The sequence below is a fragment of the Micromonospora qiuiae genome, assembly GCF_016863555.1.
Lineage (GTDB): Bacteria > Actinomycetota > Actinomycetes > Mycobacteriales > Micromonosporaceae > Micromonospora > Micromonospora qiuiae.
On sequence record NZ_BOPC01000037.1, the window covers coordinates 62,553 to 83,855 of the forward strand.

The 21,303-nt window shown below is 70.7% G+C and carries 21 protein-coding genes; 9 read left to right on the forward strand and 12 right to left on the reverse strand.

The annotated features are described in order from the left end of the window. Positions 1–88 precede the first annotated feature (88 nt). The 4 genes from Vqi01_RS14605 to Vqi01_RS14620 form a co-directional block, all read right to left on the reverse strand. Complete coding sequence (locus Vqi01_RS14605) at positions 89–1,006, reverse strand: hydroxymethylglutaryl-CoA lyase (protein WP_204035329.1); 918 nt, start codon at positions 1,004–1,006, stop codon at positions 89–91. A gap of 150 nt (positions 1,007–1,156) precedes the next feature. After that, complete coding sequence (locus Vqi01_RS14610) at positions 1,157–2,524, reverse strand: acetyl-CoA carboxylase biotin carboxylase subunit (protein ID WP_204035330.1); 1,368 nt, start codon at positions 2,522–2,524, stop codon at positions 1,157–1,159. Between the two features lie 261 nt (positions 2,525–2,785). Next, complete coding sequence (locus tag Vqi01_RS14615) at positions 2,786–3,412, reverse strand: TetR/AcrR family transcriptional regulator (RefSeq protein WP_204035331.1); 627 nt, start codon at positions 3,410–3,412, stop codon at positions 2,786–2,788. 80 nt (positions 3,413–3,492) lie between these two features. Then, positions 3,493–4,689 (reverse strand): FAD-dependent oxidoreductase, encoded by a 1,197-nt coding sequence (locus Vqi01_RS14620; RefSeq protein WP_204035332.1) that lies wholly within the window; start codon positions 4,687–4,689, stop codon positions 3,493–3,495. A 108-nt stretch (positions 4,690–4,797) separates the two neighbouring features. On the opposite strand from Vqi01_RS14620, the gene Vqi01_RS14625 reads away from it, so the two are divergent. Then, positions 4,798–5,421 carry a TetR/AcrR family transcriptional regulator gene (locus tag Vqi01_RS14625; RefSeq protein ID WP_204035333.1) on the forward strand — a complete coding sequence of 208 codons (624 nt, stop codon included), beginning with the start codon at positions 4,798–4,800 and terminating at the stop codon, positions 5,419–5,421. 42 nt (positions 5,422–5,463) lie between these two features. Here Vqi01_RS14625 and Vqi01_RS14630 read toward each other — a convergent pair whose 3' ends face one another. After that, entirely contained in the window at positions 5,464–6,354 is an 891-nt protein-coding gene (locus Vqi01_RS14630; protein WP_204035334.1) for a sulfurtransferase, read from the reverse strand. Positions 6,355–6,599: 245 nt separating this feature from the next. Between Vqi01_RS14630 and Vqi01_RS14635 the strand changes: the two genes are divergently transcribed. After that, a complete protein-coding gene (locus Vqi01_RS14635; protein ID WP_204035335.1) occupies positions 6,600–7,685 on the forward strand; it encodes a COG1361 family protein in 1,086 nt (361 codons plus the stop codon). A gap of 88 nt (positions 7,686–7,773) precedes the next feature. On the opposite strand, the gene Vqi01_RS14640 is transcribed toward Vqi01_RS14635, so the two are convergent. After that, positions 7,774–8,553: an SGNH/GDSL hydrolase family protein gene (locus Vqi01_RS14640; RefSeq protein ID WP_204035336.1), complete on the reverse strand. Its 780-nt coding sequence runs from the start codon at positions 8,551–8,553 to the stop codon at positions 7,774–7,776. Positions 8,554–8,709: 156 nt separating this feature from the next. Here Vqi01_RS14640 and Vqi01_RS14645 point away from each other — a divergent pair, with 156 nt between their 5' ends. From Vqi01_RS14645 to Vqi01_RS31600, 3 genes are all read left to right on the forward strand, one after another. Next, a complete protein-coding gene (locus tag Vqi01_RS14645; protein WP_239098397.1) occupies positions 8,710–9,372 on the forward strand; it encodes a formylglycine-generating enzyme family protein in 663 nt (220 codons plus the stop codon). Positions 9,373–9,447: 75 nt separating this feature from the next. Next, on the forward strand, positions 9,448–10,665 hold the full coding sequence (locus tag Vqi01_RS14650; RefSeq protein ID WP_204035337.1) for a COG1361 family protein: 1,218 nt from the start codon (positions 9,448–9,450) through the stop codon (positions 10,663–10,665). Between the two features lie 305 nt (positions 10,666–10,970). Next, complete coding sequence (locus Vqi01_RS31600; protein ID WP_204035367.1) at positions 10,971–11,258, forward strand: DUF397 domain-containing protein; 288 nt, start codon at positions 10,971–10,973, stop codon at positions 11,256–11,258. Between the two features lie 47 nt (positions 11,259–11,305). Here the strand turns inward: Vqi01_RS31600 and Vqi01_RS14660 are convergent, their stop codons facing one another. After that, entirely contained in the window at positions 11,306–12,064 is a 759-nt protein-coding gene (locus Vqi01_RS14660) for an HAD family hydrolase (RefSeq protein WP_204035338.1), read from the reverse strand. Between the two features lie 202 nt (positions 12,065–12,266). On the opposite strand from Vqi01_RS14660, the gene Vqi01_RS14665 reads away from it, so the two are divergent. From Vqi01_RS14665 to Vqi01_RS14675, 3 genes are all read left to right on the forward strand, one after another. Continuing rightward, complete coding sequence (locus Vqi01_RS14665; protein WP_204035339.1) at positions 12,267–12,692, forward strand: CBS domain-containing protein; 426 nt, start codon at positions 12,267–12,269, stop codon at positions 12,690–12,692. A gap of 25 nt (positions 12,693–12,717) precedes the next feature. Further along, positions 12,718–13,146, forward strand: coding sequence for a SufE family protein (locus tag Vqi01_RS14670; RefSeq protein ID WP_204035340.1), 429 nt, complete (start codon positions 12,718–12,720; stop codon positions 13,144–13,146). A 78-nt stretch (positions 13,147–13,224) separates the two neighbouring features. Then, on the forward strand, positions 13,225–13,860 hold the full coding sequence (locus Vqi01_RS14675) for a DsbA family oxidoreductase (protein WP_204035341.1): 636 nt from the start codon (positions 13,225–13,227) through the stop codon (positions 13,858–13,860). 7 nt (positions 13,861–13,867) lie between these two features. Here Vqi01_RS14675 and Vqi01_RS14680 read toward each other — a convergent pair whose 3' ends face one another. The 4 genes from Vqi01_RS14680 to Vqi01_RS14695 all read right to left on the reverse strand — a co-directional run bounded on the left by Vqi01_RS14680 (position 13,868) and on the right by Vqi01_RS14695 (position 15,501). Beyond that, positions 13,868–14,416 (reverse strand): YbaK/EbsC family protein, encoded by a 549-nt coding sequence (locus Vqi01_RS14680; protein WP_204035368.1) that lies wholly within the window; start codon positions 14,414–14,416, stop codon positions 13,868–13,870. 108 nt (positions 14,417–14,524) lie between these two features. After that, complete coding sequence (locus Vqi01_RS14685) at positions 14,525–14,719, reverse strand: hypothetical protein (protein ID WP_204035342.1); 195 nt, start codon at positions 14,717–14,719, stop codon at positions 14,525–14,527. Positions 14,720–14,816: 97 nt separating this feature from the next. After that, positions 14,817–14,957, reverse strand: a complete 141-nt coding sequence (locus tag Vqi01_RS14690) for a hypothetical protein (RefSeq protein ID WP_204035343.1) — start codon at positions 14,955–14,957, stop codon at positions 14,817–14,819. A gap of 19 nt (positions 14,958–14,976) precedes the next feature. Continuing rightward, a complete protein-coding gene (locus tag Vqi01_RS14695) occupies positions 14,977–15,501 on the reverse strand; it encodes an MFS transporter (protein ID WP_239098398.1) in 525 nt (174 codons plus the stop codon). 256 nt (positions 15,502–15,757) lie between these two features. Between Vqi01_RS14695 and Vqi01_RS14700 the strand changes: the two genes are divergently transcribed. After that, on the forward strand, positions 15,758–20,188 hold the full coding sequence (locus Vqi01_RS14700) for a cation-translocating P-type ATPase (protein ID WP_204035344.1): 4,431 nt from the start codon (positions 15,758–15,760) through the stop codon (positions 20,186–20,188). Here Vqi01_RS14700 and Vqi01_RS14705 read toward each other — a convergent pair. After that, positions 20,166–21,128 (reverse strand): L-threonylcarbamoyladenylate synthase, encoded by a 963-nt coding sequence (locus Vqi01_RS14705; protein ID WP_204035369.1) that lies wholly within the window; start codon positions 21,126–21,128, stop codon positions 20,166–20,168. The genes Vqi01_RS14700 and Vqi01_RS14705 overlap by 23 nt on opposite strands. Between the last annotated feature and the right edge of the window lie 175 nt (positions 21,129–21,303).

The following is a 21,303-nucleotide window of genomic DNA, read 5'->3' on the forward strand; positions in this document are numbered from 1 at the left end:
CAAAAGCCGCGAATAGCCGACACAAACTGCATGATCGGCGCGGAGTTGGGGGCGCGCCTGGGGAGAGCGCGGGGGGAGAGGGCGGGGGTCAGGGGAGGGGGGTGAGGCGGGTGCGGGGGCCGGCGCGGAGGACTCCGGAGGGGAGGGGGCGGGCGGTGAGGGTCTCGGCCAACTTGGCGACCTCGATCAGGGCGTCCAGGTCGATGCCGGTGTCGATGCCCATGTCGTGCAGCATGTGCACGGCCTCCTCGGTGGCCAGGTTGCCGCTGGCTCCGGGCGCGTACGGGCAGCCGCCGAGGCCGCCGACGCTGGCGTCGAACTCGGTCACCCCGAACTCCAACGCGGTCAGCAGATTCGCCAGCGCAGTGCCCCGGGTGTTGTGGAAATGCAGCAGCACGGGAATGTGCGCGTTGCGATCGCGTACCGCTGTCAGCAGGTCACGGACCCGTCGGGGCGTACCCATGCCGGTGGTGTCGCCGAACGCGACACGGTCGGCACCGTCCCGGACCACGCGGTCCACGATGGCCGCGACCCGCGCCGGATCGATGTCTCCCTCGTACGGGCAACCGAAGCTGGTCGCGATGATCACCTCGGCCTGCGCGCCGGCACCGTGCAGCAGGTCGATCAGCTCGGCGATGTCGTCGAGCGACTCGTCGGTGGAGCGGTTGACGTTACGCCGGTTGTGCGTGTCACTGGCGGAGACGACCACCTCGATCTCGGTGAACCCGGCGGCGAGCGCCCGCTGGGCACCACGGGTGTTCGGCACCAGCGCCGAGTAGCGGATCCCCGCGACCTTCGTCGCCCGCCGCCACACCTCGTCGGCGTCGGCCATCTGCGGGATCGCCTTCGGGTGCACGAACGACACCGCCTCGATCCGCCCTACGCCGGTGCGGGAGAGCGCGTCGAGCAGCCGCACCTTGGCGTCGGTCGGAATCGGCTCCTCGTTCTGGAGCCCGTCCCGGGGCCCGACCTCCCGGATGGAGACGAAGTCCGGCAATTTCGCCATCAGGGATCACCTCACTGTGACACGGCGCTGTTGCTGCTCTCCCCAGCATGTCACTCCAACAACCCAGCCTGGTTGATCAAGAGGTTTCCGTCAGTTCGAGCGCGGATCCCGACGCAAACCTCTTGATCAACGCGACTGGTGGGGTGGGGGTCAGCGCATGCGGGGGATGATCGTGGTGTCGTAGTCGCCGGAAACGAACTCGGGATTGCCGAGCAGCTCGACGAAGAAGGGCAGGTTGTTCTTCGGGCCGGTCAGCTCGAACCGGTCCACGGCCGCCTTCGCGCGCTCGATCGCCTCGGCGCGGGTGGGGGCACTGACGATCAGCTTGGCCATCAGGCTGTCGTAGAACGGGGTGACGGTGTTGCCCGCGACGTAGCCGGAATCGACGCGCACCCCCTCGCCGGTGGGCTCCACCCAGGTCTTGATCACGCCCGGGCCGGGCAGAAACCGCTTCGGGTCCTCGGCGTTGATTCGCAGCTCGATGGCGTGGCCGCGCGGAGTCAACGCCTCCGGGTCGAAGGCCGGCGCCAGGCCGGCGGCCACCCGCAGCTGCTCTTCGACCAGGTCCAGGCCGTAGACCAGCTCGGTGACCGGATGCTCCACCTGGAGCCGGGTGTTCATCTCCAGGAAGAAAAATTCGTCGACGCCGGAGCCGTCACCCTTGAAGTCCCGCTGGCGCGGGACCAACAGGCACTCCACCGTGCCGGCGTTGCGGTAGTGCACCGCCTCGCCCGCGCGTACCGCCGCCGCGAGCAGACGCGCGCGCAGCTCCGGCGAGACCGCCGGGGAGGGCGACTCCTCGACCAGCTTCTGGTTGCGGCGCTGCACCGAACACTCCCGTTCACCGAGCGCCACCACCCGGCCGTCGGCCAGCCCGAGGATCTGCACCTCGACGTGGCGCACCCGGGGGAAGTACCGCTCGATCAGCACCGATCCGTCGCCGAACATCCGCTCGGCGAACGAGCACACCTTGTCGTACTCGGTGCGCAACGCTGCCTCGTCGGCAGCCACAGCCATGCCCATGCCGCCACCACCCGCAGCGGCCTTCACCATCACCGGGTAGCCGATCTCGGCGGCTGCGGCGATCGCCGCCGCCAGGTCCGTCGCCGGCTCGGTGGTGCCGGGCGCCACCGGCACCCCGGCCACCGCCATCAGGTTCCGCGCATTGATCTTGTCACCCATCGCGCTGATCGCGTCCGCTCCCGGTCCGACCCAGATCAGGCCGCTGGCCTCGACGGTACGGGCGAAGTCGGCGTTCTCCGACAGGAAGCCGTAGCCGGGGTGGATCGCCTGCGCGCCGGTCGACCTCGCGGCGGCGAGGATCGCCTCGGAGTTGCGGTAGCTCTGCGCCGGGTTGGCCGGGCCCACGCAGACGGCCTCGTCGGCCTCGGTCACGAACGGCAGGTCGGCGTCAGCCTCCGAGTGCACCGCGATCGCGCGCACCCCGAGCCGCTTGGCGGTACGGATGATCCGGCGGGCGATCTCGCCCCGGTTGGCGACCAGCAGCGATTCGATCATGGCTCCTCCGAGCGTTCCATTTTGTGGGACGCGGGCCAGGAAACCATGCCACCCTCGGTGTAAGGAAGGGCCCCCTCTTAACGCCTGCGGTAGAGGAAGGGCCCCCTTTTAACACGACGAGGCAGAGCAGGGCGGGCAGCACCGCGCGCTAACGGCGGAAGGCAGGGCGGGCAGCGCGGGCCGGGCCAGGCCGGCTCGGTGGGGGCGGGCAGCGCGGGCCGGGCCAGGCCGGCTCGGTGGGGGCGGGCAGGGCGGGCCGGGTCAGGCCGGCTCGGTGGGGGCGAGCAGCGCGGCGAGGGTCGCGGCGCGCAGCAGCTCCGCGCGGCGCCTGCGGTCGACCTCACCACCGAGGAACGGGGTGGAGTTCATCAGACCGAACGCGGCGTGCGCCAGCACCCGCGCCTCGGCGGCAGGCAGCCCGGAATGCAGCGCGGTCAGTACGACGACCCATTCCTCGACGTAGAGCCGCTGAAGGCGGCGGATCCGCCGTCGGGGCTCCTCGGGCAACCGGTCCAGCTCGTGCAGGTGCAGTGCGATGACGGCCGGGTTGGCCAGCGCGAAGTCGACATGGAAGTCGATCAAGGACTCCAGGGCGGTACGCGGGTCGTCCGGGTGGGCGGCGCACCGCTGCCGCCCGCCGTCGAGCAGCCCCTCACTCACCGGCACCAGCGCCGCGACCAGCATCGCCTCCTTGCCGGCGAAATGGTGGTAAAGCGCCGGGCCGGTCACGCCGGCCGCCGCACCGATGTCGTCCATCGACACGCCGTGGTAGCCACGGGAGGCAAAGAGCCCCACCGCGATCTCCAGAATCTCGTCCTTGCGGGACCGGCGCCGCCCCGCCCCCGTGGACCCGCCGCTCGTAACCCGGGCCTGCTCCTCCACCGTCACCGGGCAAGCGTAGACCCACCGTGCTGGCGGCCGGCAGTCTCGGTTACCAGCCAGTCCGCCTACCGGGAACACCACTGCGCCTACCCAACGACACCGCCGGGCGCAGGACCACCGCGGGCGGCGGCATCGGTGGTCCGCTGCGCCAGGCCGGACAGGCGCAGGGCGACCCGGCGGCGTGCCGGTGGCAGCACCCCGACCAGGCGCAGCAGCACGTCCCGGGCCGGACGCAGAATAGGCGGTGCGGTGGCCAGCCGGGTGAGCCGGTCGGCGAAGCCGGCCACCTCGTGGGCGAGCGGGTGCCGGCGCGCGGCGTACTCGTCCAGCAACTGGTCGGGACCGCCGGCCAGCACGTCGGCGAGGGTCTCGCCGAGGTCTACCGCGTCACAGATGCCCAGGTTCATCCCCTGCCCGCCAGCTGGACTGTGCACGTGACCGGAGTCACCGGCCAGCAGCACCGGCCCGACACGGAAGGTCTCGGCGATCCGCCGGTGCAGCCGGAAGCGCGACGACCAGAGCACCTCGCGTATCCGGTCGGGCCTATGCACCGGACCGCGCTCGTCAAGCAGTCGTTGCAGGTGATCGGCGTCCGGCTCGGGCGGCGCCTCGGCGACGGTGGCGACCAGTCGTACCCGGCCGTCGGGCAGCGGCGCCCAGACCAACGGGCCACTGCGGGCCAGGAAGATCGACGCGCCGTCGCGGGGCAGGGCGCTGTCGACGCGTACGTCGGCCAGCACGAAGGACTCCATCGAACCGGCCGGGCCGGTGAAGGGGATGCCGGCCAACTCGCGCACCGCGCTGTGGATGCCGTCGGCACCGATCACCCACCGGGCGCGCACGGTCGCATCGTCCAGGCGGGCCACCACGCCGCCGCCGTCGTGGTGCAGGCCGGTGAGTCGGTACGGGCGCAGCACCCGCACGCCCACCTCGGCCAGCCGCTCGGTCAGCACCGCCTCGGTCACCGACTGGGAGACCATCAGCGCGTACGGGTGGCGGCTGGGCAGCCGGTCGAACGGCACGGTGAGCAACAGCCGGTCCCGGTCGCGGACGCTGAACCGCGCCGACCGCAGCCCTCGGGCCACCAGCGGCGCGCCCGCGCCGAGCCGGTCCAGCACCTCCAGGGTGTACGCGTGCACGACCGCTGCCCGCGAGGTGACCGCCGGCTCTTCGCGCTGGTCGACCAGGGTGACCTCGACACCACGACGGGCCAGGGTGAGTGCGACGGTCAGCCCGGTCGGACCGGCTCCGATGATCAGCACGTCCGTTCGCTCGGGCAGCATGACGACCTCCCGTGGAGCAGTTGCCAACAATTGTTTGCCAACGCTTGTTGGCAACGCTAGGCGCCCCCGGAGGCAGAAGTCAACAATCGTTGGCATATCGTCGGTCGCATGACGGAAGGCGTACTCCCGGAAGCGGGAGGATCAGACGCGGAGTCGGCGGCCGGGGTCCAGCGCCCGCGTCGCTCGGACGCGACCCGCGCGGCCATCCTGCGGGCAGCTCGCGAAAGGTTCGCGGCGGACGGCTACGACCGGGCGACGATTCGCGCCATCGCCGCAGACGCTCGGATCGACCCGTCCATGGTGATCCGCTACTACGGAAGCAAGGAGGAGTTGTTCGCCACGGCGGCGGAATTCGACCTGCGACTGCCGGACCTGAGCGACGTGCCGCCCGACCGACTCGGCGCGGCACTGGTCAGCTACTTCTTCACCCGCTGGGAGGAGGACAGCACGCTGCCGGCGCTGCTGCGTACGGCGAGCACCAATCCGAGCGCGGCCGAACGCGTACGCGAAATCTTCGCCAACCAGCTCAGCACCGCCGTGGCCCGCCTGGTCGCCGACCCGGCGGAAGCCCCCCGCCGGGCCGCCCTGGTCGCCAGCCAACTGCTCGGCGTGGCCCTGACCCGCTACGTCCTGCGCCTACCCCCCATGGTCGACATTCCCACCGCCGACCTGATCACCTGGCTCTCCCCCACCGTCCAGCGCTACCTCCGCGCCGCGCCCGGCACGGATTGATGATGAAGTCGGCGGGCTGTTCGAGCCCGCCGACTTCGTAAGTCACCTCGGGTCGGGGCCCTTGACGACGGGGGCCCGGACCAGGTTGCCCCACTCGGTCCAGGAGCCGTCGTAGTTGCGCACCTTCGGGTAGCCGAGCAGGTGGCGCAGCACGAACCAGGTGTGGCTGGAGCGTTCGCCGATCCGGCAGTACGCGATCACGTCTTCGTCCGGGCTCAGCCCGAGCTGGTCGGCGTAGATGGCACGCAGCTCCTCGGCGGACTTGAACGTGCCGTCGTCGTTGGCCGCGGACTTCCACGGCTTGCTCACCGCGCCCGGGATGTGCCCACCGCGCAGCGCGCCCTCCTGCGGGTAGTCCGGCATGTGCAGCATCTCGCCGGTGTACTCACCCGGCGAGCGCACGTCCACCAGCGGCCGGCCGGCGTCGACGTGCTCCGCCACCTCCTCGCGGAACGCCCGCACCGGCGCGTCGTCACGCTGCGGCACCGGGTACTCCGCCCGCGGCCGGTTCGGCTTGTCCCGAGTGAGCTCCCGCCCTTCGGCAATCCACTTCTGCCGGCCGCCGTCGAGCAGCCGCACGTCGGGGTGACCGAAAAGGGTGAAGACCCAGAGGGCGTACGCGGCCCACCAGTTGAAGTTGTCGCCGTAGAAGACGACGGTGTCGTTGCGGCCGATGCCCTTGGCGGCACACAACTCGGCGAACCGCTCGGCGTCCAGATAGTCACGGGTCACCTGGTCGTTCAGCTCCAGGTGCCAGTCGATTTTGACGGCGCCGGGAATGTGACCGGTGTCGTAGAGCAGCACATCCTCATCGGACTCGACGACGACCAGGCCCTCGTCGTTCAGGTGTTCCGCCAACCAGTCGGTGGTGACCAGCCGCTGCGGATCGGCGTAGGACTGGAGTCGGGGATCGGGATCACTCGGCACAGACATGATGCCAAGGTACCCAGTCGAGGGCTTCCGGGTGGCGCCCTCCGGATGAGCGGGACACCACAGTGAGCTCATTGCGAATAGTGTCTTGCACCACACTGTCCGTTCACCTGAAAGGTTCTGCTGTGGCTGTTGGTCGTCGATGGCTGTCCCGAACAGTCGCCGCCGCGCTGCTCCTCCTTGCCGGGATGGCTGCCCCTGCCAGTCCCGCCTCCGCGGTGGAAACGGATCCGAAGTTCACTTTTGATGTGACCGGTACGACGGTTTCGTTGGGGGTCAAGAAGAAGAGGATCTACCTTGCAATCACCAATCTGACCGACGAGACCCCGGAGGCGCTGCAGTTCCACGTCCGGCCCACCGAGTTGGCCTGGGAGAAGGCCACAGTCGAGTGGCCGGAGGAAGGTGGCATCGGTGAGTGCGACGGTGAGCCCGATCACTTCTACTGTCACATCGCTTCGAACTGGTTTCCGGAACTCATGCCGGCGCCGGGCGGGACAGTGAAAATTCCCCTTGATATTTACGTGCGCGAGAAGCACGAACCGTACGAGGGCAGGTTCACAGTCCAGGTGGACATGGCCTGGAAGGGGGACAAGCCCGGGAAGTGGCTCGAGGAAAGGAAGCAGTTCACGCTCAACGTGGTCGACGAATCCGAAGCCGACCTGTCGGTGGTGGCGCCCGACGTGAAGCAATCGGTGCGCATCGGCGCGGACGGCAGGCTCGAAGCAACCGGTCCGTTGAACCCGGGTGAGACCGGCGCGGTGCGGTACCGGATCGTCAACCAGGGCCGGAAGGCGGTCAGCGGGGTCAAGGTCACGCTACGCCTGCCCGAGGGCGTCAACTTCACCCAGCCACCAAAGGAATGCGCCATCGACAATGCCGGAGGGTCGGCGGTCTGCGCCTACGACACGCTCGCGCTCGTACCGGTCGACCAGGACACCAACCCGAAGGATGGCATCCACTCCGGCGTCGAACTGCACAACCTGGTGACGGTGCCGGCCACCACCAAGGCGCCCATCACGTTGCAGGGCGGAGTTGTGCAGGTCGAGGGCTTGACCGAGGAAGTCGGCACGGCGTCCAAGCTGGTGCGCACCAAGCTGCCGGCGAACGCCGTCGCCGTACCGGCAGCCGATGTGGATGCCAGCGACAACCAGGACGGGTTCGCCATCGTGGTCGCCGCACCCCGCACTGGCGGTGACGACGGCGGCGGCGGGGGTGGTCTGCCGGTCACCGGACCGCAGTCCGGCCTGGTCGCCGGAGCCGGTCTCGTCCTGCTGGCGGGTGGCGGCATCCTCCTGCTCCTCGCCAGACGCCGAAACCGGCTGCCGCACGCGTAGCGCGGCGGAGAGCCGTCGCCGGTGACCCTGCCAGTTGATCAAGAAGTTCTGGTCTGCCGGAGGCCGGATCCCGACCAGAACTTCTTGATCAACTTTTCGGAAGTGGGGGGAACGGGGTGAGGGTGGGGCGTTTGGCGGTGATCGTGTCACCGGAGGAGCGACCGGTCAGGCGGCGTTTGATCCAGGGGGCCAGGTGTCGGCCGGCCCAACGCAGGTCGGCAGTGCGTGCGGCAAGCCATGGGGTGGGTGCCGGGGTCGGCGGGACCAGCAGCCACTCCTCGTCGCAGCCGACGCCGAGGGCGGTGAGCACCTGGCCGGCAACCCGGCGGTGTCCGGCCGGCGAGAGGTGCAGCCGATCGGTGCTCCACAGCATCGGATTGAGGTACGTGTCGTCGGCGTACAGGTCGACCAGGATCGCACCGTGTCGTTCGGCGGTCTCGCCCACCGCCCGGTTGAGCAGGGCGACCCGTGGCGCGATCAGCCGCTGCCCGGGCAGCCGCGCCATCACGTCGGCGAACCGGAACAGCACCACGTCGGCACCGCCACCGCGCAACTCGGCGACCACCTCGTCGAAGCGGCTGACCAGCCTGTCCGGGTCGAAGCTACGACGCAGCACGTCGTTGCCGCCCGCCGCGAAGCTGATCAGGTCAGGTTTCATCGCCAGGGCGGCCGGCACCTGCTCGGCCACCACGTTCGGGAACGTACGCCCTCGGATGGCCAGGTTGGCGTACCGGAATTCCGGGCCCGCCTCGACGGCCAGCCGGGTGGCGACCAGATCCGCCCAGCCCCGGAAGCTACCGTCCGGATACGGATCGTCCAGTCCCTCGGTGAAGCTGTCACCGACCGCGACGAAATTACCCCAGCGCACCGCTACTCCTTCGGAGTAAGGAGGGGCACCTTATTAACGCCTGCGGTAGAGGAAGGGCCCCCTTTTAACACCGGAAAGTGTGGCACCAGCACGATCGCTGGGCTGCCCCGCAGAGGGGAACGTGGCAGAGGTCATCCGCTGGGTAGGATCGCCCGGATGGGCAGCCGCACGGCAATCACGATGGTCTCCGTGGCCGCCGGTCAGGTCGTACTGTCAGATCGGCGTACGCAGCGCCGGTGGCCGGTCGAGCTGGCGCCGTACGAGATCGCGGCGCTTCCCGTCACCCAGGCGGAGTACGCGCACGTCACCGGCGAGCGGCCGAGCGCGTTCACCGGGGAGAAGCTGCCGGTCGAGAGCGTCTCCTGGTGGGACGCGATCCGTTTCTGCAACGCCTTCTCCGAGCGGGAAGGACGACAGCCCGCGTACCGGCTCGACGACGCCGATGTCCAGTGGGACCGCACGGCCGACGGGTACCGGCTGCCGACCGAGGCCGAATGGGAGTACGCCTGCCGCGCCGGCACGACCGGCCCCCGTTACGGACCACTGGACGAGATCGCCTGGTACCGCGACAACTCCAGCGAGCGCCCGCACGACGTGGGTGGCAGGCAACCCAACGCCTGGGGCCTGTACGACATGTTGGGCAATGTGTGGAACTGGTGCTGGGACGTCTACGACGCGGAGGTCTACGGCACCTACCGGGTGCTGCGCGGCGGCGGCTGGTTCGACGAGCACTGGAGTTGCCGCGCGTCGGTACGTCGGCGCAGCCATCCGACGTTCACTGTCGACGATGTGGGTTTCCGGGTGGCGCGCTCCGAATGATCGAGGGATAGCGCTGTGGCTCCGACGCGAATAGCGTCTCCAGCCACACTGTCCGCTCACCCGAAGGGTTCTGCTATGACCTCTGGTCGTCGTCGATGGCTGTCGAAAACAGCCGCCACGCTGCTCCTCCTTACCGGAATGACCATCCCGGCCAGCCCCGCCTCGGCTGTGGATCCCGATGGGAAATTCACGTTCGATCTGACCAGCACGACGGTTTCGTTGGGAACGTTAAAAAAGACGGTCTACCTGAGGTTCACCAATCTGACCGACGAGGCCTCGAGTCAGATCCGCTTCCATGTCGGTTCCTTCGGGCCGGAATGGGACTTCCCGGATGGAGGATTCAAGGCCACCGTCGAGTGGGCGGATCGCGGTGGCGTCGGCGAGTGCGACGGCGACTGGGCGTCCTGGGGATGCGACATCAATTCGGTCGATGACCCACACCACATCCCGGCTCCCGGCGGGACTGTGGAGATTCCTATCACCATTACCGTCAGCCCGAGAATGCAGGAGCCTTTCGAAGGGAAGTTCCGCGTCTCAGCCAGCATGTCCTGGGGTGAGGGCAAGCCTGTCGAATCCAGCAAATGGTTCACACTCAACGTGGTCGACTATCCCGAAGCCGATCTGTCGGTGGTGGCGCCGGACGTGACTCGGTCGGTACCCATCAATCCGGGCAGGATCGAACCTGCCGGACCGTTGACCCCGGGTAAAGCGGGCGCGGTGTACTACATGGTCGCCAACCACGGCCGGAAGGCGGTCAGCGGCATCAAGGTCACGCTGCGCCTGCCGGAGGGCGTGGCGTTCATCCAACCGGAGGAGGCATGTGAGATCGACAGCGGCGGACGGACGGCGATCTGCACCTACGACACGCTCGCGCTCGTACCAGCCGACGAGGAAAACCACAACGAGGACCTTTATTCCGCTGTCCAATTGAGCAGTCTGATAAAGGTGCCGGCCGACACCAGGGCACCTGTCACCTTGAAAGGCGGCGTTGTCCAGGTCGAGGGACTGACCGAGCGGGCGGAACCCCGCTCCGCTGCGAAGCGGACCCGGCTGCCGGCGAACGCCGTCGCCGTACCGGCAGCCGACGTGGACGCCAGCGACAACCAGGACGGTTTCGCCGTCGTGATCGCCGCACTCCCCAGTGACGGTGACGATGGCGGCGGGGGCGGGGGTGGCTTGCCGGTCACCGGGCCGCCGGCCGGGCTGATCACTGGCGCTGGTCTCGCCATGCTGGCGGGTGGCGGCATCATGCTGTTCCTCGCCCGACGCCGAAACCGACTGCCGCACGCGTAGCGGCGCAGCCCACGCTGTCACCCGGTGGTCCTGTTCGCAAGCCACCGGGTGACCGCGTGGTGGCCAAGCGATTACCGTCGGATGATGTCGATCTGGCCGCGGAGACGCCGTCCTGGGCCGGGAAGCCAGCCGACAAGTCGTGGAGGCACACCGCGGCGGCGTCAGCCTCTCGCGCGGTGGCACCGTGGTTCAGAGCCGACCGCCGAACTGATCCGAACACAGCTACGCCGGCTGCGGCTAGGCCGCCGGCATGACTCAGGATGATTTCGGCAAGTTGGTGCGCCGACGAGAGCTTCCGGGGCATCATGACGCAGCAGATCGCTCACCTGCTCGACTGCGTGCAGCGCGGCGGCGTGCTGATCCACATCATCTCGGCCGAGCTGAGCATCCATGTTGGACTCGACGGTCCGCTAACCCTGACCGGCGCGACCTGGCGTAAATCCACCCGCAGCGGCAGCAGCGAGTGTGCCGAGGTGGCCGACAACCTGCCCGGCGTCATCGGCGTACGCGACAGCAAGGACACCGCCGGCCCGACCCTCGCCTTCACCCGGCCCGTCTGGCGCAGCATCATCGCGTACGCCAAGCGAAGCTGAACCGTCAGCTCACCGCGCCGCCAGGCCGCGCCGCGCAACTGGGGCTGTCAGCTCGCCACCCGGCTCTGCCGCAGCAGGTCGAGCAGCCCGTGGCCGTCCTCGATCCGGGCGTCCGGGGACACGTCGGGGTGGTCCGGCTCGCGGTCGGTGCGCGGCGAGCGCATGAGGATGGCCGTGCCGGTGCCGGCCCGCCGGGCGCAGGCAATGTCGCGGTGCAGACTGTCGCCGACGAACCAGCACTCCCCGATCGGTACGCCGATCGCCTCGGCGGCCAACTCCGCAAACCTCGGGTTGGGCTTACGCAGCCCCGTCTCGTCGCTGTAGAACTCGGCGACGAAGAGCCCCGACAGTCCGGCGCCCGCGAGGAAGTCCCGGTGGGCGGCACCGCAGAGCGCGTTGCTGACCACCGCCATCGGCACTCCCGCCTCGGCAACGGCCCGCAGCGCCTCGGGGATACCCGGCCGCACCTGCCACTCGGTGCGCCAGGTCCAGGCGTACGCCAGGGATGTGGCCTCGTGCTCGACGGCGGCCCGCGCCTGCTGCGGCCAGCCGTGGGTGACGAAATCGGCCCACACCCGGTTGTGCGGCAGCTCGATCGGCTCGGCCGAGGCGCTGATCTCGTCTCGCCACAGCGAGTACGCCCGCGCCCCCTCGATCAGGTCGGCCGCGATCCGCTCGGCCGACAGAACCCCACCGATCACCTCGCCGACTCGCTGCACCATCTGCGGCGAGGCCGCCCCACCGGCCGGCGCATCCGCCAGCACCCCACCGAAGTCCAGCAACAACCCGCCTGGCGCCCGCATCATCCCTTCATCCTCGCGTAGATCCATCTCCGAGGGCACCCTCGGATCCGGATGCTCAGCAGCCGCGGCGGGCCAGCGGCTTGTTAAAAAGGGGCCCTTTCTCTACACGAGGCGTTAATAGGGGGCCCTTCCTTTCAAGAATGGTGTAGCCGTCATGTGACGGGGTACCGCATCCTGATCGGTTGACTGTGTCTGGAGGGCTCTCATGACCGACTACCGGGTCGCTGACGTGATGACCCGGCAGGTGATCTACCTGCCCGCGGAGACCACCCTGGACGAGGCCGCCCGGGTGATGAAGGAGGCCGACATCGGCGACGTCGTGGTCACCGACGGCGCCAACCTGGCCGGTGTTCTCACCGACCGCGACATCGTGGTCCGCGCGGTCGCCGAGAACGCCGACGCGGCAAGCACCACCATCGGCTCGATCACCACCCGGGAGGTCGTGATGATCGAGCAGTTCTGCACGGCCGGGGAGGCGGCGTCGCTGATGCGCGAGCGTGGCATCCGACGGATCCTCGTCTGCGACAACGAACGCAAGCTGGTCGGCATCGTGTCGCTCGGCGACCTGGCGATGCAGCTCGACCCCACCTCGGCCCTCAGCGAGATCAGCGAACAGTCCCCCACGGTGTGAGCGGCGGCATCGGTAGCCTGGCGGAATGCCCGAGATGCCGAGCAAGCTGGCCGAGATCGTCGATGAGTTCGCCGCCGCGCCCCGCGACGTGGTGCTGGAGATGCTGCTGGAGTACTCCGACTCAGTCCCGCCGCTACCCCCGGAATACGCGGGTCACGAAGGCATGGAGCAGGTGCCGGAGTGCCAGACCGCGTTCTTCCTGCGTGCCGAGGTGACGACCGAGGGCACGGTACGCACAATGTTCGACTGCCCACCGGAGGCGCCCACCACCCGGGCATTCGCCGGCATTCTCGCCGAAGGGCTGGCCGGTGCCACCCCCGAGCAGGTGCTCGCCGTACCCGACGACCTGTACCAGCGGATGGGCCTGGCGCAGGCAATCAGCCCACTGCGGGTACGCGGCGGCACGGCCATCCTCGCCCGACTCAAGCGACAGCTCCGCGAACAGGTCAGCTGACCCGCCACCAGCGCTGAGCGGACAGTGCCCGCCAGCTCAGGGGGGAACATATCGGGCGGTCAGTAGGTTGGTACGGTCATGGAGATCGACATCTACGCCGACGTGGTCTGCCCGTGGTGCTGGATCGGCCGGCGTCGCCTGGACAAGGCCCTGGCCTCGTACGACGGCAAGGTCACCGTGCGGCATCGGCCCTTCCAGCTCGACCCGTCGCCGGTGGCCGGGCCGGTGCCGCTGCTCGACTCGCTGGCCGCCAAGTTCGGCGGGTCGGAGCGGGTCCGGCAGATGACCGCCCAGGTCACCAAGGCCGGTGCCAGCGTAGGTTTGGACCTCAACTTCGAGCGCGCGATCGCGGCCAACACCTTCGACGCACACCGGTTGATCAACTGGGCGACCGAGCGCGGCCACGGCGACGAGGCGGTCGAAGCCCTGCACCGCGCCCACTTCACCGACGGTGTCGACATCGGCTCGCGGGACGCCCTCGCGGGGGTCGCCGCCGCCATCGGCCTGGGCGGCACCGCGGCTCGCCGGTTCCTCGACTCGGCCGAGGGAACGGCGGAGTTGACCGCCGAACTGGCCGCCGCCCGACAACTCGGTGTGACGAGCGTGCCCACCTTCGTCCTCGCCGGAAAGTACGTGGTGACCGGCGCCCAGGAACCGGACGCCCTGCTCGCCGCTCTCACCGAGGTCGACAAGCGGGAATCCTCCGCCAACTGATCGAAAGTCAGGCCGGCCGGGCCAGGTCCTCCACCACCCGGGCACCGGGCAGTTCGGCCAGCGCCGCCCCGGGCAACGCGATCTTGCTGTGCCGTACGCCCGATCCCACGATGACGTACGGCGTGGCCACCACCCGCGCGTCGACCAGGATCGGCCACTCCGGTGGCAGGCCGATCGGGGTGATGCCGCCGTACTCCATCCCGGTCAGCTCGACCGCGTCTGCCATCGGCGCGAAGCTCGCCTTGCGTACATCCAGCGCCCGCCGGGCCACCCCGTTGACGTCCGCCCGGGTGTTGGCGAGCACCAGGCAGGCCGCGTACCGGATCGTTCCTTCGCGCTTGCCGGCGACCACCACGCAGTTCGCCGACTCGTCCAGCCCCACGCCGTACGCCTCACAGAAGGCGGCGGTGTCGGCGAGGTCGGCGTCGATCGGCGCCACCAGCACCGAGTCGATGTCCACCCCGGCATCGGCGGGCCACTGGGCGAGCGCCGCGGTGACCGGCGGGGCCAGCAGGTCGGTTCGGGTGCGAGCGGGCTCGGTCTTCAACGTTCCCATCACGGGTGTGATCGTCGCATCCGTTGCCGCGCGTGGTCACGCGTACCCGCCTTCGACCATGACCAGCGGGTGACCGGACGTGACGGGGAGGCCGGGACGCCGCGGGGATCAGCCGTTGGTGAGGAAGCCGTGATCCCGGAGCATTGCCCGGTCGCGAGCCATGGCCATCTCCTCCGCCCGCTGGGCCTGGACCCGCCGGACCTCGATGTCCTCCAACGCATGCCGGACAGCGAGCCGGATCACCCCGTAGAGGAAGACGAACCCGCAGACGTACAGGATGCTGGTGGCGATGAAGGTGAGCATGAGCCGACGGTAGATCGAACATGAATGAGAGCGGGCGTCATCTTGCGGCCGTTCGCCCATACGTGTGGGCCACCGAGTTGGCAGGCGATCCGACAGGTCAGGACGGCTTCGTCACCACCCGACCGGCGAGCAGCGCACCGACCAGCGCCAGCCCGGCCGCCACCACCAGGGTGCCGGCATAGCTGCCGGGTCCAGGCACCGCCCCGGCGGCGAGCACCGCACCGGTCAGCGCCAGCACGGTCGCCGCCGCGAGCGAGTCACAAGTTGAAATGCTCCACGACCAAACCGGCCACCACTGGCCCGACCAGCGACGGCACGACCCACGCGGCGGCAAACGCGGCAAAGATGCGACGGTGCAGGTGCTCCGGATACGCCTGCGCGACGATGACGTAGAGCGCCACCGACAGCAGACCGAAGCCGAAGCCCTGCACAATCCGGCCGACCACCAGCATGCCCATCGTGGTCGCCCCGCCGGCCAGCAGCAACCCGGCGACGAATCCGGCCAGACCGGACCACATCGGGGCGCGCGGCCCGCGGGAGTCACACCAGGCACCGGAGAGCACCATCGCCACCACACCGGCGGCGAACGGGCCACCGAAGGCGATCCCGTACAGGGCCAGCCCGTCCAGGGCGCGTGCGACGGTGGGCATCGCGGTGCCCACCGCCAGCGCCTCGAACGCCAGCAACGAGACCAGCGCGACGCTGCCCACCGTCATCGCCCGCAGCCGAGAAACGAGAAGCGAGTCCGCCGCAGCCTGCGGCGCTTCGATGGTGGCGGTCATGCCCCCAAGCCTCGGACCTCAACCCGCCTTCAGGTCAAGGGTGACCCCCGCTTACCCTCAGGCGGGCTCGAGCGCTCCACCGTGCCCTCGGGCCGGGCCCGCCACACCTGCCGCGAGCAGGAAACTTCCCTCTCGCGGACGGGCATAAGGGACGCAGCGGCGGGAAGCCAGGCCGCGGGGCACGAACGGTGGGAGGCGAGATGCGGCACGACAGGAGCAGCGGGCGGCCGGCCGACGACCGGACCCGTACCCGTCGATGACCGCCCTCGGCGACATCGCTCGCCGCCTCCGGCCCCCGGTCGCCGTACCGCTGGTGAACGACGCCTCCCGTAACCTCGGCGCCGCCGCCACCCGACTGGCCCGCACGCTCGGGCTCACCAGCCGGCGGGTGTGGTCCCGCCCCGGCCGGCACCACATCGAGGTGCACGGCGTCTGCCAGAACGGCGGCGACACGTTGGCCCGCCAGGTCGAGACGGCGCTGGAACGGATGCCGGGAGTTCGCTGGGCCCGGGTCAACGCGCCATCCGGGCGGGTGGTCGTGGCCGTCGACACTCCGGAACCGAAACTGCGTGACCTGATCGCCACCGTCGCCCGCGTCGAACGCACCTGCCCACACGAACCAGACCCCGAGATCCCACCGCCGCACCCTCCCGAGGAGGGACCACGCACCCCGCGTACGCTCGGCGCGCTCGCCTCCGACGCGCTCGGCCTCACCATCTCCGCGGCCACCCGGATCCTGCCGGTCACCCCGGTCCCGGCCGAGGTGTCCGGCCTGCTCACCGCCTTCGACCTGCACCCGAAGCTGCACTCCCTCGCCGGGCTGGGCCTACGTCGCGACCCGCGCGCCGACCTCATCTTTCCGCTGGCCGAGGCGGTGGTGCAGGGCCTTACCGGCGGCTGGACCGGCATCGTGCTCGACGGGGCGCAGCGAATCGTGCAATGGGGCGAAGGGCTCGCCCAGCAGCGCGCCTGGAGCAAGGCCGAACCCCGGCTCACCGGCGCCCCCGATCGAGCCGTCGCCCGCACACCAACCGGCGAACGCCCCTGCCCCAAGCCGGACGGTCCCGTCGAGCGGTACCTCATCCGAATGCTCGGCAGCGGGGCGGCGGCCTTCGCCGCGGCGACGCCGGTGATCGGCCCGAAACGGGCCGCCGCGCTGGGCCTCTCCGCGCTGCCCAAGGCGCCCGGCAGCGGACGCGAGGGGTACGCCGCCCACCTCGGCCGCATCCTCGCCAGACGTGGCGTCATCGCGATGGACCGCAGTGTGCTGCGGGAACTGGACCGGATCGACACGCTCGTACTCGACGACCGGGTGCTCGGCTCCGACCGGTGCGTACTGGCCGACCTGGCCCCGCTGCCCGGCGCCGACACGTCGCAGGTCGCCGCGCAGGCCTTCGCGCTCTTCGAACCCACCGCCCCGGCCGACATACGCCAACTGGACGGCTGGCGGCTCGGCCCGCTGGACCGGCTCGACGCAGGCGACCCCGGCGACACCGACGAGAGCCGGCGGCTACGCGAGCGTGGCGGGGACCTGCTCGGCCTCGCCCAGGGCGACACCCTGGCCGCGGTGCTGCGGATCGAGCCGGAACCGGCACCGGGCATCGACGTCCTGCCGACCGCCGCCCGGCAGGCCGGTCTGCGGCTCGTGGTGGCCGGCGACAACGCCCAACGGTACGACGCCGACGCGCTGGTGCCCGGCGGCGACCGGCTCGCCGAATCGATACGCACCCTGCAACGCGAGGGCGCGGTGGTCATGTTGCTCTCCGGCGACCGGCCGGCGCTCGCCGCAGCGGACTGCGGGCTGGGTCTCGCCGCCCCGGAGGCGCTTCCGCCATGGGGAGCGCACCTGCTGGTCGGCACCGACCTGCAGGTCGTCGCACTGATCATCGAGGCGGCGGGGGTGGCCCGCCGGATGACCCGACAGAACCTACGCATCGGCCTGGCCGGCACCGGCCTCGGCGCAATCGGTGCCCTCACCGCTGCCCCCGTCCAACTGCCGGGCCGTGCGCTCACCGCGGTCAACGGCGCTGCGGCGCTGGCCTTCGCGCACGGCGTGTGGCGGGCCAGCCGGCTCTCCGGACGCATCGAGTCACCCGCCCCCGCGATCACCGCCTGGCACCTGATGCCGGCACCGACCGTCCTCGACCAACTCGACACGGGACCAAACGGGCTGACCGACGCCGAGGCCGAGCGCCGGCAGGTCGCCGGCCGCGACGAGACGCCCGGCCCGGGTGGGCTGCTGCGGGCCTTCGTCGACGAATTGGCCAACCCCCTCACCCCGGTGCTCGCCGCCGGAGCGGTGCTCTCCGCCAGCTTCGGCTCGCTGGTCGACGCCGCCCTCGTCGGCGGAGTGATCGGCAGCTCCGCGCTGGTCGGCGCGATACACCAGCGCAACACCGAGAAGTCGTTGGCCGAACTGCTGTCCCGCTCGGCGGTCACGGCCCGCGTCCGGCGAGCCGGCACCGAACGGGTGGTACCCGCCGACGACCTGGTACCCGGCGACGTGATCGTGCTCGCCTCCGGCGACGCCGTACCCGCCGACTGCCGGGTCCTGAAGGCGGTCGGGATGGAGGCCGACGAGTCCTCCCTCACCGGCGAGTCGCTTCCGGTCGACAAGACCGAGCAGCCGGTGGTGGCTGCCTCCGTTGCCGAACGCCGATCGATGCTCTACGAGGGCACCACGATCGCCGCCGGGCACGGCATCGGCGTGGTGGTCGCCACCGGCGCGGACACCGAAGCCGGACGCAGTCTCGCCCTGGCCCGGCAGGCGCCGCCCGGCAGCGGCGTCGAGGCACGGCTGGGCCGACTGACCCGCACCGCCATCCCGCTGGCCGCCGGGTCGGCCGTGGCGGTGGCCGGTGCCGGACTGTTGCACGGCGTACCCCTGGCCCAGACCGCCGCGACCGCAGCGAACCTGGCCGTCGCCTCGGTGCCAGAAGGGCTGCCGTTCCTGGTCAGCGCCGCCCAACTGTCCGCCGCCCGCCGGTTGGCCGAGCACGGCGCCCTGGTCCGCAACCCGCGCACCATCGAGGCGCTGGGCCGGGTCGACGTGCTCTGCTTCGACAAGACGGGCACCCTCACCGAGGGGCACCTGATGCTGGCCACGGTGGGCGACACCGACGGGTACGCGCCGGTCGAGAAACTCGACGAGCGACTGCGGCGGACCCTCGCCGCAGCGCTGCGGGCCACCCCCGGCGCAGCGGACCCGGAGAAACTGTCCATGCAGACCGACCGGGCGGTGCGGCGGGGCGCCATTGCCATCCAGGTGTCCGAGCAGGACGGCGCACCGGGCTGGCGAGCCCTCGGCGGCCTGCCGTTCGAACCGTCCCGCGGCTATCACGCCACCGTCGGCGAGACGCAGGGACAAAAGCTGCTGAGCGTGAAGGGCGCACCAGAAAAGGTGGTACCCCGCTGCACCGCCCGCCGCAGCGGGGGCCGGGACGAGCCGCTGGACGACGCCGGCCGGGCCGAACTGCACCGGCTGCTCGCCGAGCGGGCCGGCGCGGGCCACCGCATCCTGGCCGTCGCCGAATCCGTCGTCGGCGACCACGACATCACCGACGACGACGTCGATGACCTGGTCTTCACCGGTTTCCTGGCACTCGCCGACGTGGTACGCACCAGCGCCGCCCCGGCCGTACGCCGGATCCGCCAGGCCGGCGTACACACCATCATGATCACCGGTGACCACCCAGCGACGGCCGAGGCGATCGCCGCCGCCATCAGCGACGGGGACGCGCAGCAGGTGGTCACCGCAGCGGAACTCGACCAGCTCGACGACGACGCCCTTGCCGCCCGGCTCGCCGCCACCGACGTGGTGGCCCGGTGCACCCCCGCGCACAAGGTCCGCATCATCCAGGCCCTGCAGAAGTACGGCCGAACCGTCGCGATGACCGGCGACGGCGCCAACGACGCGCCCGCCATCCGGCTGGCCGACGTGGGCATCGCCCTCGGTCAACGGGGCACCCCGGCGGCGCGCGCGGCGGCCGACCTGGTGGTCACCGACGACCGGCTGGAAACCATCATCGCCACCCTGGTCGAGGGCCGGGCGATGTGGTCGTCGGTACGCCACGCGCTGAGCATCCTGGTCGGCGGCAACCTCGGCGAGATCGCCTTCAGCGTCCTGACCGCCGCCACCACCGGGCAGGCCGCGCTCAACGGTCGCCAACTGCTCCTGGTCAACCTGCTCACCGACATGGCACCCGCACTGGCGATCGCCGTCCGACCACCCGGCGGCGACCATGCCGACAGTCTGCTCCGCGAAGGACCGGACACGTCGCTCGGCGCGACCATGACCCGGGAGATCGGGCTCCGGGCCGCCGCCACCACGCTCGGCGCCACCGCCGGCTGGACCCTGGCCCGCTACACCGGCACCCGTCGCCGAGCCGGCACCGTCGCCCTGGTCTCCCTCGTCGGCACGCAACTCGGCCAGACCGTGCTGGCCGGCGGCACCAGCCCGGCCGTGCTCGCCTCCACCGCCGCCTCGGTCGGTGTGCTGGCCGCGGTGGTGCAGACCCCCGGGGTGAGCCAGTTCTTCGGCTGCACCCCGCTCGGGCCGGTCGGCTGGACCATCGCCACCGGCTCCGCGCTCGGCGCCACCCTCGCCAACGGTGCCCTCACCCGCCTGGTCGCCCGCCTACCGCAGCTCGACGGCGAGCAGCACCTCAGCCAGCAGGCTGCCAGGTAGCGGCGGCACGGCGAAGCCGATCATTGACCGCCCGACCCACCCCCGTATCCGGCACCGGCTCGGCGACGATCTCGCTCACCCCGGCCACGTCCAGCCGGTGCAACGCCTCGAATAGCTGCGCCGCGGCCTCGGTCAGGTCACCGGACGCCGAGAGCACCTCGACCACCGCCCAACCCTGTGCCGGCCGGTCCCGGAAGGCCAGATAACCGCGTCGAGGCCCGCCCCCGGCCGGCGGCTCACCGGCGGCCAGCAACCGCAACGGCGTACGCGGGGCATAGTGCGCGGCCAGCGTGCCCGGCGCGACTGGCTGGCCCGAGTTGCCCAGGCGGACGGTCACCGGGCCGGTGATTTTCTCCACCTCCTCGACCGGCAGCGCGCCGAGCCGCAACACCACCGGACGCTCCCCCCGTGCGTCCACGATCGTGGACTCGATCCCGCAACGGGTCGGCCCGCCGTCGAGCACCACCTCCACGGCGGCACCCAGCCCGCGCACCACATGCTCCGCCCGGGTCGGGCTGAGCTGGCCGAACCGGTTGGCACTCGGCGCGGCCAGCGGCACGCCCGCAGCGGCGATCAGCCGCCGCGCGTACTCGTTGTCCGGCACCCGGACCGCCATCGTGTCCAGCCCGGAGGTGACGATCGGCGGGATCGCGTCCGGCCGATCCACGATCAACGTCAGCGGCCCCGGCCAGAACCGGTCCGCCAACGCCGCCACCGCCGGCGGCACCGGACCCACCAGCGCTTCCAGGTCGGCCGCGTCGGCAAGGTGGGTGATCAGCGGATCGAAGCTCGGCCGCTGCTTCGCCTCGAAGATCCGGGCCGCCGCCCGCGCATCCAACGCGTTCGCGCCCAGGCCGTAGACGGTCTCGGTGGGAAATGCCACCAGCCCGCCGGTACGCAGAACGGCCGCGGCCTCGGCGAGATCGCCGTCGGCGGGCAGGACGCGGGGAGATCCGGTGCTCACATGCTCGACGCTACCGCCCGGCTTTTTCCGCGCCCCACCACATCCGAACTGACGCTGTCGAGCTGACTGCACAAACGGATCGCTCTCCCAGTCGGGTCGCGCCCGGCGCAGCCAAGCAAAAGAAGTCGATGCTGACCACCAGCAACGGCAA

Bases quoted from the DNA above. Each gene is read 5' to 3' on its own strand.
- Vqi01_RS14605 (WP_204035329.1), bottom strand. From the start codon at position 1,006: ATGGCGAAATTGCCGGACTTCGTCTCCATCCGGGAGGTCGGGCCCCGG.
- Vqi01_RS14610 (WP_204035330.1), bottom strand. From the start codon at position 2,524: ATGATCGAATCGCTGCTGGTCGCCAACCGGGGCGAGATCGCCCGCCGG.
- Vqi01_RS14620 (WP_204035332.1), bottom strand. From the start codon at position 4,689: ATGCTGCCCGAGCGAACGGACGTGCTGATCATCGGAGCCGGTCCGACC.
- Vqi01_RS14625 (WP_204035333.1), top strand. From the start codon at position 4,798: ATGACGGAAGGCGTACTCCCGGAAGCGGGAGGATCAGACGCGGAGTCG.
- Vqi01_RS14630 (WP_204035334.1), bottom strand. From the start codon at position 6,354: ATGTCTGTGCCGAGTGATCCCGATCCCCGACTCCAGTCCTACGCCGAT.
- Vqi01_RS14645 (WP_239098397.1), top strand. From the start codon at position 8,710: ATGGGCAGCCGCACGGCAATCACGATGGTCTCCGTGGCCGCCGGTCAG.
- Vqi01_RS14650 (WP_204035337.1), top strand. From the start codon at position 9,448: ATGACCTCTGGTCGTCGTCGATGGCTGTCGAAAACAGCCGCCACGCTG.
- Vqi01_RS31600 (WP_204035367.1), top strand. From the start codon at position 10,971: ATGACGCAGCAGATCGCTCACCTGCTCGACTGCGTGCAGCGCGGCGGC.
- Vqi01_RS14660 (WP_204035338.1), bottom strand. From the start codon at position 12,064: ATGATGCGGGCGCCAGGCGGGTTGTTGCTGGACTTCGGTGGGGTGCTG.
- Vqi01_RS14665 (WP_204035339.1), top strand. From the start codon at position 12,267: ATGACCGACTACCGGGTCGCTGACGTGATGACCCGGCAGGTGATCTAC.
- Vqi01_RS14670 (WP_204035340.1), top strand. From the start codon at position 12,718: ATGCCCGAGATGCCGAGCAAGCTGGCCGAGATCGTCGATGAGTTCGCC.
- Vqi01_RS14675 (WP_204035341.1), top strand. From the start codon at position 13,225: ATGGAGATCGACATCTACGCCGACGTGGTCTGCCCGTGGTGCTGGATC.
- Vqi01_RS14680 (WP_204035368.1), bottom strand. From the start codon at position 14,416: ATGGGAACGTTGAAGACCGAGCCCGCTCGCACCCGAACCGACCTGCTG.
- Vqi01_RS14685 (WP_204035342.1), bottom strand. From the start codon at position 14,719: ATGCTCACCTTCATCGCCACCAGCATCCTGTACGTCTGCGGGTTCGTC.
- Vqi01_RS14695 (WP_239098398.1), bottom strand. From the start codon at position 15,501: ATGACCGCCACCATCGAAGCGCCGCAGGCTGCGGCGGACTCGCTTCTC.
- Vqi01_RS14700 (WP_204035344.1), top strand. From the start codon at position 15,758: ATGACCGCCCTCGGCGACATCGCTCGCCGCCTCCGGCCCCCGGTCGCC.